A 13,731-nucleotide genomic window follows, 5' to 3' on the forward strand; every position below is an offset into this window, starting at 1 on the left:
CAAGCATTGGTGGAAGACACGGGTTGATCCGTTTGCCGACGCCTGGTCGACCATTGAAGGCTGGCTGATTGCTGAGCCCGCTGTTTCGGCGAACGACTTGATGGATCGGTTAGCCGCGATGATTCCAGACCTGTATGCCAGCAAAGCTCAGCTGCGGACGTTACAACGCCGAGTCAAGACATGGCGAACTGAACGTGCCAAAGAAATGGTCTTGGGCAGCCTGCGCAAATCAGCCGCCATGCCCGCCGAAATCTGATGATGAAACGTCTTGACTGCCGACGGGAACTGACTCCCTTGGCGATCCTTCGCCTATGGAAAAGGGAGAAATCAAAAGAAAACGTCAAACAGCTATCGAGTAACATTTCTTCGTGAGGCAACACGCCGGCCAGGGTAATTGTCGTCAACCACTAGTCTGAAGCCCGTCGACCATCCCTATCAACGTATGCCTCTCTGGGGGCAGTTTCTCAATCGCGACAGAACTGTCCATGCGGGTGCCGCGCGATACTTCCAATCACATGCCGCAAAGGCTGTCAGTCTCACGGAGTTGAGTTCGTGTTTCGCGTATCGAGTGCTATCGACCTCAGTCCCAGCAACGTGGTTACTTGCTCATGCCGACACGCAGCGAGGTGCCGCGCGGTGACGCGCTAATAAGTAGTCTTTTAGGCCTGTAGCCCAATGATTACGGGCACAAGAAGCTATTTAAATGATAGCGCTACTCTTTTTTTTCAGTTTTATCGGTCTGGCCGGTCTTGTCGCTTTCGTCGATCTGGGGCTTGCGCGGCGGTTTCGGTCGCGGCGCGACGCTGGTGTGGATCAGCATCGTGGCTTTCTCCATCTCGCCCGCCAGCAGCTCCGGCACGGCTTTAAGCGCACGGGCAATGCTGTCTTCAATCGCCCCGCGGTGTTCCTGCGATGGTTTTTTCAGTACCCAGTTGATGACCTCGGCCTTCACGCCCGGATGCCCGACGCCCAGGCGCAGCCGCCAGTAGTCGCCGGTGCCGAGCTGGGCATGAATGTCGCGCAAGCCATTGTGGCCGGCGTGGCTGCCGCCGAACTTGAGCTTGGCCTGTCCGGGCATGATGTCGATTTCGTCGTGGGCGACCAGAATTTCTTCAGGTGCGATCTTGAAGAAGCGCGCCAGTGCCGCCACCGCCTTGCCCGACAGATTCATGAAGGTCATGGGTTCGAGCAGCCAGACGTTGCTACCGTTAACTGTGCCGCGTCCCACCCGGCCGTAAAAGCTTTTGTCCAGCGTCAGCGCCACCTTGAGCTCGCGCGCCAGCGCTTCGGTCCACCAGAAGCCGGCATTGTGGCGCGTGGCTTCGTATTCGGTGCCGGGATTACCCAGGCCAACAAATAGTTTGATCATGTTGTGTAGTGAAAAGGGTCGGGAGCGAACCGCTGCGATTGGCCCTGCCTGCGCGATTATCGACGGCCGGGCCGAGTATCCAGAAAAACGGCCCCTAGCCTGCAAGAGGATAGGGGCCGTTGCGCTTTGCCAGCCTCTTCAGGCCGCTACTAACGCTGTTGCGTGAAGTGAATTACTTCTTGGCAGCTGGTTTGGCGGCCGGCTTGGCAGCAGCCGTCTTAGCCGCTGGCTTGGCACCGGCTTTGGCGTCTTTCGCGTCTGCAGCAGGCGCAGCTGCGGCAGCAGCGGCAGCGGCAGCGCCTTCAGGCGTGACTTCGGCTTCGACCAGCAAGGCGGCGACGGCCACCAGCACCGGGTTTTCCTGGCCTTTGGCGACAAACTTCACGCCTTTTGGCAGCGTGATGTCTTTCAGGTGCAGCGAGACGCCCTTTTTCAAGCCGCTCAAATCCACGGCGATGAATTCAGGAATGTCTGCCGGGAAGCAGGAAACCGTCAGCTCGGTCAGCACATGGTTGGCCAGGCAGTTCTCGGTCTTGACGGCTGGCGACTCTTCTTCACCGCTGTAGTGCAGAGGCACTTTCACGGTCATGCGGGTCTTGGCTTCAACGCGCTGGAAGTCGATGTGCAGGATCTGCTGCTTGAAAGGATGCATTTGCAGATCGCGCAGCAAAACTTTGTGCGCCTTGCCGCCCAGGTCCATCTCGAGGATGGATGAGTGGAAAGCTTCTTTCTTGATGGCGTGCCACAACGCGTTGTGATCGAGTTCGATCAGCGAAGGTTCACCGGTGCCACCGTAAACGATACCGGGCGTGCGGCCCGTGATGCGGAGACGGCGGCTCGCACCCGTACCCTGCTTGGCGCGCTCAAAAGCGACGAATTTCATAATTTTCTCCAAAAGGGGTGTGCCGCGACCAGCTCACCCCGACATAAAAAAGCTGCTCAGTCGGCAAATTTTGCAAACTGCGCAGCCACTTTTTGCTTCACATCAAAACAGGTTGTCCTGATCCGAAAACAAACTCATGACCGACTCTCCCTTGGCGATGCGCTGAATTGTTTCAGCGATCAATGGCGCCACGGAGAGCTGGCGAATCTTTTTGCAGGCCTGCGCGTTCACGCTCAGCGGAATGGTGTTGGTGATCACCACTTCGTCAAGCGCTGCACCCTGGGCAATGCGGTCGATCGCCGGGCCTGAAAAAATAGGGTGCGTGCAGTAGGCATAAACTTTTTTGGCGCCGCGCTCCTTGAGCACTTCGGCGGCCTTTAGCAGCGTGCCGGCGGTGTCGATCATGTCGTCCATGATGACGCAGTTGCGGCCGTCGATGTCGCCAATCACGTGCATCACTTCAGACACATTGGCCTTGGGGCGACGCTTGTCGATGATGGCCATGTCGCAACCGAGCTGCTTGGCAAGCGCACGGGCGCGTACCACGCCGCCCACGTCGGGCGAGACCACCATCAGGTCGGTGTAATTTTTCTGCCGCAAATCACCGAGCAAGACCGGTGAGGCATAAATATTGTCCACCGGAATGTCAAAAAACCCCTGGATCTGGTCGGCATGCAGGTCCATCGTCAGGACACGCGACACACCAACGGCCTGCAGCATGTTGGCTACCACCTTGGCCGATATTGGCACCCGCGCTGAACGTGGGCGCCGGTCTTGCCGGGCATAGCCAAAATACGGAATGACGGCAGAGATGCGCTCGGCAGACGCACGCTTGAGCGCGTCCACCATGATCAGCAATTCCATCAGGTTGTCGTTGGTCGGCGCGCAGGTTGACTGCACCACGAACACATCGCGAGCCCGCACGTTCTGCTGGATTTCCACGGTGACTTCACCGTCAGAAAACCTGCCCACCTCGGCAGCACCCAGGGAAATGCCTAGGTACTGGGCGATCTCAAGGGCCATCGCCGGATTGGCGTTGCCGGTGAAAACCATGAAATCGGGGTGTTGCGTTTGCATGTGGGGCCCAGCTGCTATCGGACTTGAAGGTGGTTCAAATGGTTATCGAGGCAAACATGTCCGCTGACAGACGCTGCTGAGGGAGCTTGCAGCGGCGCCTGTCGCCATGTTTGCAAAACATGCAGACCCGCCACGCCGCAGGTCTGAAAGTCCCGGGATACGCACACCGCGCTCCGGGATCACACAACGCCGCACTCGGCGGTTCTTAAAATTTGGCAGGGGTGGAAGGAGTCGAACCTGCGAATGCTGGAATCAAAATCCAGTGCCTTAACCAACTTGGCGACACCCCTACACAGGACAGTTGTTGTCTGCATGCCGGCTGAAACCAGCCAACCCAACTTGCCAACAACCGACCTATAACTTTTTATCTAAACTTATTACCTGACTCGTCGCCTGGAAACGCATTGTAAGGGACGGTTTTGTTACCAACCGGCCAATGGATGCGAATCCAGGTTGCTGCAAGTACGGATTTTCCATCCCTCAGGGGCTTGAAAGCCTTCAGGCCAATCAACATCCTGCAGCAATTGCGCAAACACAGCACTTCCGGAGCCGGTCATACGCCCCTGCAAATGATGGGCCGAAAGCCAATCGAGTGATTGACCAATCTGCGGGCACATTGCGTGGGCTACCGGCTGCAAGTCGTTGCGCCCAAATCCTAAAATCTGGGTTTTTGCGTATGCAGCAAAGCCTTCGATTGTAGCAGTGTCAGTATCGCGTTTTAGACCAGTCGCGTTGAAAATCTCTTGTGTGGACAGTCCGGCCGCCGGCTTGATCACCACAAAGCGCGCTGGCGGCAGGCGGATCGAAGTGATTTTCTCGCCAATTCCTTCGACCCATGCATGGCCGCCTGACAGGAAGAAAGGCACGTCCGCGCCCAATGAAAGTGCCACGCTGTGCAGCGTTTGTGCAGGCAAAGTCACCCCCCACAGGCGTTGCAGCGCCAGCAGGCAACTCGCCGCATCGGATGATCCGCCGCCCATGCCGGCTTGCGCAGGGATGCGTTTTTCGAGTCCTATGTGCACGCCCAGCGAAGTGCCGCAAGCCACTTGCAAAGCCCTGGCCGCCCGCACGCACAGATCTTGGGCCGGCAGCGCTTCAGCGGCGCCGCTGATCGGCTGGTCCGGATCGCCCAGGTCAGCCCGGCTGATCTGCCCATCGCGGCGAAGCTCGAAGTGCAGCGTGTCGCACCAGTCGATCAGCATGAACACCGACTGCAGCAGATGGTAGCCGTCGGGCCGGCGCCCCGTGATGTGCAAAAAAAGGTTGAGTTTGGCCGGCGCGGGGACGTCGTACAGGGCTTTGAGGGGGCGCATGATTGAAAGCTTCGAAAACGGCATGACTGCGCGCTGCCAGACCCTATTTTCTATTGATCCAGCACGACGCGAAGGTCGGCCGGCGGTGCCGGCTGGGTTCTTTTGGCTGAAATGCGGCCTTCGCCGTGGCGCGACAGGTCGGCGGTCCAGCCGCTGACGTTGGCGATGTCTCCACGCAACCACGCGAACAGTGCGCTCACCGGCACGGCTGCACCGGTGGCTTGCTGCATCAGTTCATCGACGGACGCAAAGCGCTCTATCTTCTGGTTGCCCGAGTCGAGCACCGCCTCGGTAGGCGACCAGCGCAGCACGCCAAGCACGCTTCCGAGCGGGCTGATCAGCGTCAATTCGCCAAGTTCGGGCTTGCCTTTGAGTTCAAAACTTGCCGAGAAAGACTGCACGGGCTCGCTCTGCACCTGCAGGCTGAGACGACCGGTCCAAAGCTTATTTTCGGCATCGTTTATACCTGTAGCCCTTATAGGACGGGCGCATCCAGCTATTAAAATAATAGCGATAAGGCAAACAGGAAAAACGGCATAACGCAGGCAGGCTGCGGAGAACAGGCGGTACAAAGGGCGGCGTCCTGGCTTATAGCTTGACACGCAGGCGCTTGAGCGTCTCAAGCAGTGTTTCGTTGTCAGGATTGATCAGCCGGGCTTCCTTCCAGATGGACACTGCGCGCTCGCGTTGCCCCATGCTCCACAGCACCTCGCCAAAATGCGCGGCAATTTCTGCGTCCGGCTTGGCCTTGTAAGCAGCTTCAAAAATCTGCACGGCTTCGGCTTTGTTGCCCATACGGAATTCGACCCAGCCCAGGCTGTCTTTGATGAAAGGATCGGCAGGCGCGAATTCCACAGCTTTCTGAATCAGTGCTTTCGCTTCGGGAAGGCGAACGCTGCGATCGGCCAGCGAGTAGCCCAGCGCGTTGTAGGCGTGGTGGTAGTCGGGTTTGAGCTTGATCACCTGGCGCAACAACCGCTCCATTTCTTCGAGAGAACCAAGTTTTTCGACGACCATGGCCTGGTCATAAAGCAGTTCGGGTTCGTCAGGCGTCTTGATCAGCGCCTGTGCCAGCAGGTCACGCGCCAGCGGGTATTGCTTGAACTCGCGCAGCAGGGACACTTCGGCGTTGAGTTTCATCCGGGCGTCAGCCGGCTCTTTTTCGGGCAGCTGGCGTATCAGCTGGCGCCCTTGTTCAAGCTTGCCCTGACTGGCCAAAATGGAGGCGCGCCGGGTTTGCGCCATGGCCAAGACCGAGGCATTTTCAATTTTATTCAGCCAGTTTTCCGCAGCCGCGTAGTCCTTGCGCTTTTCAGCCAGTTGTGACAAAGACAGATAGGCTTGGGCTAAACCGCGGGTGCTTTCTTCCTGCGGCGCCTGCGACTGCGCCAGTGCCACATAGCGCTCCAGCGATGTCTGGGCCGCTGCAAGCTGGCTTTCCTGCAGCTGCAAGGAGCCTAAAACCAGCCAGGCTTCGGGGTAATCGGGCTTCTCCCGCGTCACCATTTGCAACTGGGCGCCGGCTTCCGCGTAGCGCTGGGCGTCGAGCAGGGCACGGGCATAGCCCATGCGAATTTCCGGCACGGCTTTGGGGTTGTTTTCAAGGTATTTGCGAACCAGGGATTCGGCCTCGGGCAGTTTCGGGTCCATCAGCTCCAGTGCGACCATCAGCGGGCCTTCGCTGTGGCTGTCAGCAAGTTTGGGGGCCGCCAGACCGCGCTTCGCCGCCTCCAGGGCGCCGGCGTTGTCGGCTGCGGCCAGGCGCATGCGTCCCACAGTTGTCCAGGCGGCGCTGGCGCTAGCCGGATTGGTGAGGTAGGCGCCCAGCGCTTCTTCGACCACGCTGCTGGCGAGTTTTTTGTCTTCAACTCTGGCGTAGATGCGAGGCAGCGAAGTCAGTACCGCAATACGTTCGGTCTCCGGCGCCAGCTTGATTTCGGTTTGCAGCGGGGCTGCCGTTTCCGCAATGCGGTTCAGCGCAATCAGGATCTGCAGCACGTAGCGATTGGCCTCGCGCGAGGTGGGTTGATCTTTTGCCCACGCCTGAGCGGCCTGCAAGGCCGAGTTGCCAGAGCGCGACTGCAGGGCGATATCGCTGGCCCGCTGGTAAAGCTGCGCGTCGCGCGTTTTGCGGGCCGCGTCCAGCATCAGCGCGAAGCCCTCGGCGGGTTCGCCGTCCTGCAGCGTAAGCTCGCCCACCAGCAACTGGTAAAACAGCGCGCTGTCGAGCAGCGAGGAAGGCGCCGCTGCCTGCGCTGCCTTGTCCTCGGCAAGCCCGGGAGGTGCGGGTGGCGCGGCGGGTGCGGGCGCCGGCGTCTGTGCCAGAAGCAGCGGAGCCGCAAGCCACAGGCAACCGAAAGCAAGACCAAGTTTTTTCTTCATCAGACCATGATAATTGAAGCTTTCAAGCCGTGCTGTTCTTCCTGTCATGCACCTTGACTTTGGGATGTTGGCCGCGCTGCGGTCCTATGTTGATATTTTGCCGCCCCGACCTTTGAACTATTGCTAACCCATGCCTGAACTGCCTGAAGTTGAAGTGACGCGTCTGAGCTTTGCCGAGCGCATCGCCGGAGCCCGCATTGAGGCCGCAGCCGTCGGCAAACCCTTGCGCTGGCCGCTCGGCTGCGAGCCGCAGCAATTGGTTGGCCAGCGCGTGTTGGCGGTGCGGCGCCGCGGCAAGTATCTGCTGGTCGACCTGAGTGAGGGCTTGCTGCTGATTCACCTTGGTATGTCGGGCAGCGTGAGCTTTGGCGCAGATTTTCCGGCGGCGGGCAAGCATGACCACTTTGAGATGCTGACCAGCCTGGGCACTTTGCGCCTGAACGACCCGCGCCGCTTTGGCGCGGTGGTGTACGCCAGCGGCGAAAGCGACCCGGTGGCGCGCAAACTGCTCGGCCGGTTGGGTGTCGAGCCGCTCAGTGAGGCGTTCGACGCAGCGGTATTTCACCAGGCGCTCAGGCTCAGGCAGACTGCCATCAAGCAAGTGCTGCTGGGCGGCGAGGCGGTGGTAGGCGTGGGTAATATTTATGCATCCGAGGCGCTGTTTCTGGCTGGCATCCGTCCCACCACCAGGGCGTCCCGCATCAGCAAAGCCCGGGCAGCCCTGCTTCACCGCGCTATCCGGCAGGTATTGACGCAAGCGGTCGCACAAGGGGGCAGCACCTTGCGGGACTTTTCCAATGCCAACGGCGAGGCCGGCCATTTCCAGCTGGAAGCCATGGTCTATGACCGGGCCGGCTTGCCGTGCCGGGTCTGTGCGACGCCCGTCAAAAGCATCCGGCAGGGCCAGCGTTCGAGCTTTTACTGCGTCAGCTGCCAGAAACCCTGAAGTCGGCCCCGCACCCACACGTTGCCCCTCGCGGATGGCTCTTTGAGGGCGGCGATGCTATATTGGCTCAGTCCACTTTTACGGAAGACCGATGTCTTTTAACGAACAATTTGACCGGCACGGCGTCTGGCGGCGCGAATTTGCACTGCGCCTGAAACTGCTTGGCGAATGGATGAAAGACCATGATCTGCTCAATGCGGCGGTGGAAGAGCGGCTGCGCCGACTGGAGTTGCAGGTGCGCTCCGACAAGGTCATGGTGGCGTTTGTGGCGGAGTTTTCCCGTGGCAAATCCGAGTTGATCAATGCGATCTTTTTTGCCGGCTATGGACGCCGCATCATGCCGGCGAGTGCCGGCCGCACGACCATGTGCCCGACCGAGCTGGGTTATGACGCAGACGTGCCACCCTGCTTGCGCCTTTTGCCGATCGAAACACGCTTGCAGACGCAGCCCTTGATGGAATGGCGCGCGGTGCCCGAGCAGTGGACGCGCGTCGATCTGGACGTCAATGATGCGGGGCAGCTGGCCCAGGCACTGGAAAAAGTGTCGGAAGTCCGCTATGTCACCCAGGAGCAGGCCCGCGCGCTCGGCTTCTGGCATGACGACTGTCCCGAAGACAACCCGCCAGTCAGGGCTGACGGCATGATCGAGGTGCCGAAATGGCGTCATGCGTTGATCAACATTGCGCATCCCTTGCTTAAACAGGGGCTGGTCATTCTGGATACACCGGGGCTGAACGCCATAGGCGCTGAACCTGAGCTGACAGTAAGCCTGATTCCGCAGGCGCACGCCGTGGTGTTTCTCCTGGCCGCCGATACCGGCGTTACAAAGTCCGACTTGGCAATCTGGCGCGAGCACCTGATCACTGAGGGCGAGGGCACCGATACGCGGCTTGTCGTGCTGAACAAAATCGACACCCTGTGGGATGCCTTGAGCACCCCCGAGCAGGTGCAGGCGCAAATTGATAGGCAGGTCACCACCTCGGCAGCGATTCTGGGCTTGCCGCGCTCGCAGGTGATCCCGGTTTCTGCGCAAAAAGGACTGGTCGCCAAAGTGACGGGAGACAACGCGCTTTTGCAGGCCAGCCAGTTGCCGGCCTTGGAGCTGGTGCTGGGGCAGGGCGTGATGGGGCAGCGCCAGAAAATCCTTCGAGCAGCGGTAGCCGCCGGCATTGGTGAGCTGAGAGTCGAGTCCGACCGGGCCGTGCACATTCGCCGGCGCGATCTGGCCGAGCAGATGCTTGAGCTGCGCGGCTTGCGCGGCAAGAACGTATCGGTCATCAAGCATATGCGCGACCGCATTGTGCAGGAGCAGGCCGAATTCGATGCCAGCGGCGCCACAATCCATGCGGTGCGCTCGGTGCACCTCAAACTTCTCAGGGAAGTGTTTCATCTGCTCAGCACGCCAACGCTCAAGGCCGAGTTGGCGGAACTGACGCATGCGCTGAAACAGCCGGGGATCAAGCTGGGCATTAAGAGAGCTTATGGCGAAACCTTTGCGCGGCTGCGTGAAGGCCTGAAGAAAGCCCAGCTGCTCAGCGACGATATCCAGTCGATGTTGAACGCGTCGTTCAGGCAGCTCAATACCGAATTCAGTTTTTCGCTTCAGGCGCCCAAAGAGCCCGCTTTGACCAGGTTTGCGCATGACCTGGAACTGATACAGCGCAGCCATCTGCAGTACCTGGGGGTCAGCAATGTGTTGAAACTCTCCCAGGCGGAGTTTTCGGAGCGGCTGGTGCGCGCGCTGTCCACCCGGCTGCGCATGGTGTACGAGTCTGCAATGGGCGAGATCGAACTATGGAACAAGTCGGCGGCTTCACAACTCGATGCGCAATTGCGTGAGAGGCGTCGAAACTTCCGGCGTCGGCTTGAGGCAATAGAGCGCATCCAGCAAGCAGCCACCGGCCTGGATGAGCGAATTGCGGAAATTGACGATCAAGAGAATGTGTTGAATGAACTGGACGCCAAGTTGAAGGAATTGACTTCGCATTTGGTGGTGGGGCCGTCGCTGCAGTCAGGCACGCACGTTCCGATGGCTGACGCAGTTCCTGCGGCTATACCCCAGGCTGCGTGACCTTGGCGGCTGTCCTGACTGTCCGGCGCACCCAAGACAAGAAGCCGGCGCTGCGGCCCACCGTTTTGTCGGCTTTTTCCGGAGAGATAGTGTGCTGGCAAAAGAGCCACGGGCGCAACAGCCTGCCTTGGCAAAACACGCGAGATCCCTACCTCGTCTGGTTGTCCGAAATCATGCTCCAGCAGACCCAGGTCAGCACCGTGCTGGACTATTTCGCGCGCTTTGTGCAGCGCTTTCCCACAGTGAGCGCGCTGGCTGCTGCCAGTCAGGATGAGGTGCTGGCCTTGTGGAGTGGGCTGGGTTACTACAGCCGTGCGCGCAACCTGCATCATTGTGCGCAGGTCGTGATGGCGCTGCACGCTGGTCAGTTTCCGGGATCGGCCGAGCAGTTGCAGAGCTTGCCCGGCATTGGCCGCTCTACGGCGGCAGCCATTGCGTCATTTTGCTTTGGGGAACGTGTCGCGATACTCGACGGCAATGTGAAGCGCGTGCTGGCGCGGGTGCTTGGCTATGGCGCCGACCTGGCGCAAAGCGCCAACGAACGCGCGCTCTGGGACCAGGCGACAGCGCTGCTGCCCGATCAGGATTTGCCGGACACCATGCCGCGTTACACACAGGGACTGATGGACCTGGGCTCCACAATTTGCACGCTTAGGCAGCCGAAATGCCTGCTCTGCCCGGTGCAGACGCTGTGCCGCGGCCTGGCTGCCGGAGACCCCGTCAGCTTGCCGGTCAAAACGCGAAAACTCAAACGCAGTGCACAGGCGCTGAGCCTGCTGTGGGCGCAGCAGCCAGACGGCTCGGTGTGGCTTGAAAAGCGCCCGGTACCCGGTATTTGGGGTGGGCTTTATTGTTTGCCGGTGTTTGAGAGCGACGACGCGCTGAAAGACAAATTGCCGTCACCCCTGCACGCACGGCTTGTGCCGCTGCCACGTTTTGTCCATGTATTGACGCACAAAGATTTGCACCTTTCCCCGTGGATTGCAGGCTTTCGGGCCGGTCAGGCCATGCCCAAGGCGTTGCAGCCAGGGCTTGGTGGCGGCGCTTGGTTTGGTCCGGCTGCCTGGCCGGCCCTGGGCTTGCCTGCACCCATTCGCAAACTACTGGCGCAGGATCGCTCTGCTTGAGGCGTTCGATGGGCGGGCGATTGGCCCGACGCTCAAGCGCCGTCAGTGCGCATCGAGTTCGCGGTGCCGCCTCAGGGTGCGCCACTGCTGGCCGAATGCCGCAGCTAGGGCCTCCACCAGATAGACCGAGCGGTGCTGACCACCGGTGCAGCCAATCGCTACCGTGACATAGCTGCGGTGGTCCCGCACCAGCGCCTGCAACCAGTACCTGATGAATTGTTCGATCTGCTTGCGCATCTCGTCGACTTCCTCATGCGCCTTCAGGTAGTCAACAACGGCCTGATCAAGCCCCGTCAGCTGACGCAGGCCTGATTCATAGTGCGGGTTGGGAAGCATGCGCACATCAAACACATAGTCGGCATCCAGCGGCACCCCACGCTTGAACGCGAACGACTGAAACACCAGCGTCAGCTGGGTTGCCGGCGCGGAAATCAAGGCTTTCACATAACCCTGCAGCTGCGAAGAACGCAGCAAGCTGGTGTCAAGTACGTGGGCCTGCTCGCGCATCTCGCCAAGCAGTTCTCGCTCCAGCTCGATGGCATCGACCAGTGCGCGGTGCTTGTCGGACGCATCCATGCGTGACAGGGGATGGAGCCTCCGCGTCTCTGAAAAGCGCCGCACCAGCGTTTCGGTGCTGGCGTCAAGAAACAGTGACTGCACGGCCACGCCTTGCTCCTGCAAATGCCGCAGCTGCTGCGGCACCAAAGGCAGTGAGGTAGCACTTCGAACATCCATGGCAATAGCTACCTTAGGCGCGCCATGCTGGCGCTCCAGCGCTACAAAAGGCGTCAGGAGCTCGGGCGGCAAGTTGTCGACGCAGTAGTAGCCGGCATCTTCCAGCGCATGCAGTGCCACGGATTTTCCGGAGCCCGACATGCCGGTAATTAAAACAACTTCGAGCGCGGCCATTATTGTTGCCCCAGCATTTCTTTAGCATGCGCCAGTGTGGTGCCAGAAAGCCGTTCGCCACCCAGCATGCGTGCAATTTCGCCGATGCGCTGCTCGCCGCTGACGTGATCGACGGTGCTGAAGGTAGCGCCTTGTTCCGTGCGCTTGGCCACCAGCAGATGCTGGTCGGCGCAGGCGGCGACCTGCGGCAAATGGGTGACGGCCATCACCTGCCGGTCCCTGCCCAGCTGCTGCATCAGGCGGCCGACGGTTTCAGCGACGGCGCCGCCGATCCCCGAATCCACCTCGTCAAAGATCAGCGTCTGCGCTTGTCCCAGCTGGCTGGTGGTGACCGCAATGGCCAGCGCAATGCGCGACAGCTCGCCCCCTGACGCGACCTTGCCAACGGGTCTTGGCGTACTGCCGGCATGACCTGCCACCAAAAATTCCACCTGCTCAAGCCCATGCTGGGACGGCTGCTCCAGCGTGTTGAGCGCCACTTCAAACCTGCCGCCCTGCATGCCCAGGCCTTGCATGGACTGAGTAATGGCTTTGGCGAGCCGCCGCGCGGCCTTGCTGCGCAATCTGGAGACCTTGCGGGCCTCGTCCAAATAGGTCGCAGCGGCAAGGCTTTCGCTTTTCTCAAGCTGAACCAAATCGGCCGCCTCATCGAGCTTTTGCAGCTCGGCCTGCCAGGACGCCAGCAATTGCGGCAGTTCCGCAGGCGGCCTTTTGTAGCGCCGTGCCAGGCTGACCCAGAGAGCCAGACGTTCATCCAGCTCTGCCAGCCGCTGCGGCTCCAGCTCGGCGTGCCTGGCATAGCCGTGCAGTGAATGGACAGCGTCTTCCAGCTGCGCCAGCGCAGCGCTTAAAACCTCAACAAGCCCTTTAAATTCGGGTTCTATGTGCTCCTGATTTTGTAGCGAGGAGATGGCGCGGCCGAGCAGGGTCGCGGCATTGTCATCGGACTCCTGCAGGGCATCGACGGCGCTTTGAACCGCATCGCGCAAGGCTTGCGCATTCGACAGGCGCCCGTGCTGGGCATTGAGTTCGTTCCATTCATCAGCGCCCGGCGCCAGCTTGCCCAACTCGCCGATTTGCCAGGCCAGCCGTTCCCGTTCACGCTGCAGGCTGTCTTGCGCGTCGCGCGCTTGCGTCAATCCTTTCTGGCGCAGGCGCCACTGTTGCCAGCGCAGCGACAACTCCTCGGTGGATATCTCTGCATAAGAGTCCAGCAAGCCCCGAACCGCATCAGGTCGCGTCAGGCTTTGCCAGGCATGCTGGCCATGGATGTCGACCAGCTGGTTGGCAATGTCCCGGAGCTGGGTGGCGGTTGCCGCGCTGCCATTGATCCAGGCCCGGCTTTTGCCTTGCAAATCAATCGTGCGGCGCAGCAGCAAGCTGTCGCCCCCGTCGAAGCCGGCCTGCTCCAGCCATGGCACCAAGCCGTCGGGGCTGTCGAATTCCGCACTGATCTCGCAGCGCGGGGCGCCCTCGCGGACTACGCCGGCATCGGCACGTGCGCCCAGGGCAAGTTGCAAAGCATCTATCAAGATGGATTTGCCGGCACCCGTTTCACCGGTGAGTACTGTAAATCCAGCTGACAAATCCAGGTCCATTGCCTGGACGATGACGAAATCGCGAAGCGAGATGCTTTTCAGGCTCATAAATCAGC

At 60.3% G+C, this 13,731-nt stretch carries 11 protein-coding genes, 1 tRNA gene and 1 pseudogene; 4 read left to right on the top strand and 9 right to left on the bottom strand.

Annotation, left to right across the window (positions count from 1 at the left end; all coding sequences use genetic code 11):
* Window positions 1-256 (top strand): annotated as a pseudogene (locus HHJ18_RS12055) (transposase); the annotation flags it as partial.
* Between the two features lie 456 nt (window positions 257-712).
* Here the strand turns inward: HHJ18_RS12055 and pth are convergent.
* From pth to HHJ18_RS12090, 7 genes are all read right to left on the bottom strand, one after another.
* Entirely contained in the window at window positions 713-1,369 is a 657-nt protein-coding gene (pth, locus tag HHJ18_RS12060) for an aminoacyl-tRNA hydrolase (RefSeq protein WP_296915601.1), read from the bottom strand.
* A gap of 172 nt (window positions 1,370-1,541) precedes the next feature.
* Window positions 1,542-2,252 carry a 50S ribosomal protein L25/general stress protein Ctc gene (locus tag HHJ18_RS12065; RefSeq protein ID WP_296915602.1) on the bottom strand — a complete coding sequence of 237 codons (711 nt, stop codon included), beginning with the start codon at window positions 2,250-2,252 and terminating at the stop codon, window positions 1,542-1,544.
* Between the two features lie 102 nt (window positions 2,253-2,354).
* On the bottom strand, window positions 2,355-3,329 hold the full coding sequence (locus HHJ18_RS12070) for a ribose-phosphate pyrophosphokinase (protein WP_296915604.1): 975 nt from the start codon (window positions 3,327-3,329) through the stop codon (window positions 2,355-2,357).
* Between the two features lie 213 nt (window positions 3,330-3,542).
* Window positions 3,543-3,619, bottom strand: a tRNA-Gln gene (locus HHJ18_RS12075).
* Window positions 3,620-3,751: 132 nt separating this feature from the next.
* Entirely contained in the window at window positions 3,752-4,642 is an 891-nt protein-coding gene (gene ispE, locus HHJ18_RS12080) for a 4-(cytidine 5'-diphospho)-2-C-methyl-D-erythritol kinase (RefSeq protein ID WP_296915606.1), read from the bottom strand.
* Window positions 4,643-4,692: 50 nt separating this feature from the next.
* Window positions 4,693-5,244: a lipoprotein insertase outer membrane protein LolB gene (locus tag HHJ18_RS12085; protein ID WP_296915608.1), complete on the bottom strand. Its 552-nt coding sequence runs from the start codon at window positions 5,242-5,244 to the stop codon at window positions 4,693-4,695.
* Window positions 5,231-7,024 carry a tetratricopeptide repeat protein gene (locus tag HHJ18_RS12090; protein WP_296915609.1) on the bottom strand — a complete coding sequence of 598 codons (1,794 nt, stop codon included), beginning with the start codon at window positions 7,022-7,024 and terminating at the stop codon, window positions 5,231-5,233. Before HHJ18_RS12090 ends, HHJ18_RS12085 begins: the two co-directional genes overlap by 14 nt.
* A 130-nt stretch (window positions 7,025-7,154) precedes the next feature.
* Between HHJ18_RS12090 and mutM the strand changes: the two genes are divergently transcribed.
* The 3 genes from mutM to mutY all read left to right on the top strand — a co-directional run bounded on the left by mutM (window position 7,155) and on the right by mutY (window position 11,168).
* Complete coding sequence (gene mutM / locus HHJ18_RS12095) at window positions 7,155-7,970, top strand: bifunctional DNA-formamidopyrimidine glycosylase/DNA-(apurinic or apyrimidinic site) lyase (protein ID WP_296915611.1); 816 nt, start codon at window positions 7,155-7,157, stop codon at window positions 7,968-7,970.
* A gap of 91 nt (window positions 7,971-8,061) precedes the next feature.
* Window positions 8,062-10,041 (top strand): dynamin family protein, encoded by a 1,980-nt coding sequence (locus tag HHJ18_RS12100; protein WP_296915613.1) that lies wholly within the window; start codon window positions 8,062-8,064, stop codon window positions 10,039-10,041.
* Between the two features lie 50 nt (window positions 10,042-10,091).
* On the top strand, window positions 10,092-11,168 hold the full coding sequence (gene mutY / locus HHJ18_RS12105) for an A/G-specific adenine glycosylase (RefSeq protein ID WP_296915656.1): 1,077 nt from the start codon (window positions 10,092-10,094) through the stop codon (window positions 11,166-11,168).
* Between the two features lie 42 nt (window positions 11,169-11,210).
* On the opposite strand, the gene rapZ is transcribed toward mutY, so the two are convergent.
* Entirely contained in the window at window positions 11,211-12,077 is an 867-nt protein-coding gene (gene rapZ / locus HHJ18_RS12110; RefSeq protein WP_296915615.1) for an RNase adapter RapZ, read from the bottom strand.
* Window positions 12,077-13,723 carry a DNA repair protein RecN gene (recN, locus tag HHJ18_RS12115; RefSeq protein WP_296915616.1) on the bottom strand — a complete coding sequence of 549 codons (1,647 nt, stop codon included), beginning with the start codon at window positions 13,721-13,723 and terminating at the stop codon, window positions 12,077-12,079. Before recN ends, rapZ begins: the two co-directional genes overlap by 1 nt.
* Window positions 13,724-13,731: the final 8 nt, after the last annotated feature.

This window comes from Polaromonas sp., assembly GCF_012927455.1.
Classification (GTDB): Bacteria; Pseudomonadota; Gammaproteobacteria; order Burkholderiales; family Burkholderiaceae_C; genus Polaromonas.

Bases quoted from the DNA above. Each gene is read 5' to 3' on its own strand.
- pth (WP_296915601.1), bottom strand. From the start codon at position 1,369: ATGATCAAACTATTTGTTGGCCTGGGTAATCCCGGCACCGAATACGAA.
- HHJ18_RS12065 (WP_296915602.1), bottom strand. From the start codon at position 2,252: ATGAAATTCGTCGCTTTTGAGCGCGCCAAGCAGGGTACGGGTGCGAGC.
- HHJ18_RS12070 (WP_296915604.1), bottom strand. From the start codon at position 3,329: ATGCAAACGCAACACCCCGATTTCATGGTTTTCACCGGCAACGCCAAT.
- ispE (WP_296915606.1), bottom strand. From the start codon at position 4,642: ATGCGCCCCCTCAAAGCCCTGTACGACGTCCCCGCGCCGGCCAAACTC.
- HHJ18_RS12090 (WP_296915609.1), bottom strand. From the start codon at position 7,024: ATGAAGAAAAAACTTGGTCTTGCTTTCGGTTGCCTGTGGCTTGCGGCT.
- mutM (WP_296915611.1), top strand. From the start codon at position 7,155: ATGCCTGAACTGCCTGAAGTTGAAGTGACGCGTCTGAGCTTTGCCGAG.
- HHJ18_RS12100 (WP_296915613.1), top strand. From the start codon at position 8,062: ATGTCTTTTAACGAACAATTTGACCGGCACGGCGTCTGGCGGCGCGAA.
- rapZ (WP_296915615.1), bottom strand. From the start codon at position 12,077: ATGGCCGCGCTCGAAGTTGTTTTAATTACCGGCATGTCGGGCTCCGGA.
- recN (WP_296915616.1), bottom strand. From the start codon at position 13,723: ATGAGCCTGAAAAGCATCTCGCTTCGCGATTTCGTCATCGTCCAGGCA.